Consider the following 1,263-nt stretch of genomic DNA (forward strand, 5'->3'; position numbering starts at 1 on the left):
ATTGGTCCAAAATTGTGCGGTATGCCGATATTAAACCTCGTATGAATAATTCGGGGTAATATTAATTCATTAAAAACGTGGGTCCTTAACCATTATAATGATGGAAATTATTTTAATTTGAAAGCTGATAATCAAATTATTAATTATCCAATCATCACTGTTCCTAATAATCAAACTGATTATCACCAGTCTAACCCTGTAATCGATTTAAATGGTTCTAGTAATCTTCTTCTTCTTGTTCCTTATAAGAGTGATAGTCAGCATCCGGAAAGTGGAACCTATGATCCTAATGGAAAGGTTATTGCATGGCATAATTTAAAAGACAAAGGGACATTGATTTCCTCTTGGAAAGATCAAGCTATGCATATTAATCCTACGGTGTATTTGTTAACTAACAATTATTTGACATTGGAAAATGATCAAATTCGCATACCTCATTGGCAAGAAGGCGACTTTGATTACTCTTATTCTGGAACGATTAATCAGCCTTACCAAAAGGCGACACAACCAACCCAGCCGACACAACCAATTCAACCGACACAACCAATTCAACCGACACAACCAACCCAATTGATTAAAACTAATATTAGTAAAGGTACCCCAGTTTCATTAGTTAATAATAAGAAAAATCAATCTAAGAACAGAGAAGTTTTGCCTCAAACTGGTGAACAAAAAGAAAGTTCTATTTCGGTTTTAGGCGTTCTATTACTTGCTTTAGGAAGTTTAACTAGTTGGTTGACTTTCAGGAAAAAGCGAGAAGATTAATTAAATAATCTTTAAAGATAAAGGGTAGTAGTGAAATCAATCACTACTACCCTTTATCTTATGACAGGAGGTTTGTAAGCACGTAAGCACCCAATAACAAACCGGCTATAATTACGCACTTCAGTGCGATAGAATCACTTTATCAAATATGATGAGGTGATTTTTTTGAATAATGACCAAGAAATTGTCCAAGTGAAATTGGATCAACCAAAAAATTATCAGGCCGCTACTGCCAGTAAAGCTTTTCAAATGAAGTTAGGTGAAAATTGTCAACGCCGATGTGAAAATGTCGTTTTTTGCCGATTAAAAAATGCTGTTTTTTACCGATAAGGTTTACAGTGTCTCACTGCTCCTTTCTTTATTTTGTGAGCTGAAACCTGATAAATCAGGTCCAGAATTATCCTTCTTTTCAATCAAATGATCCTTCATTCGATATGATCGACCTGGGCCTAGAATAAAAAGTGTACAAGTTAAATAGAGACTCTGATTTAGTATAAT

1 protein-coding gene is annotated in these 1,263 nt (G+C 34.4%); it reads left to right on the forward strand.

Features of this window, described 5'->3' with window-relative positions; translation table 11 throughout:
- Positions 1-117 precede the first annotated feature (117 nt).
- On the forward strand, positions 118-765 hold the full coding sequence (locus FC07_RS05495) for an LPXTG cell wall anchor domain-containing protein (protein ID WP_057904126.1): 648 nt from the start codon (positions 118-120) through the stop codon (positions 763-765).
- Positions 766-1,263 lie beyond the last annotated feature (498 nt).

The sequence above is a fragment of the Loigolactobacillus bifermentans DSM 20003 genome, from assembly GCF_001434575.1.
Lineage (GTDB): Bacteria > Bacillota > Bacilli > Lactobacillales > Lactobacillaceae > Loigolactobacillus > Loigolactobacillus bifermentans.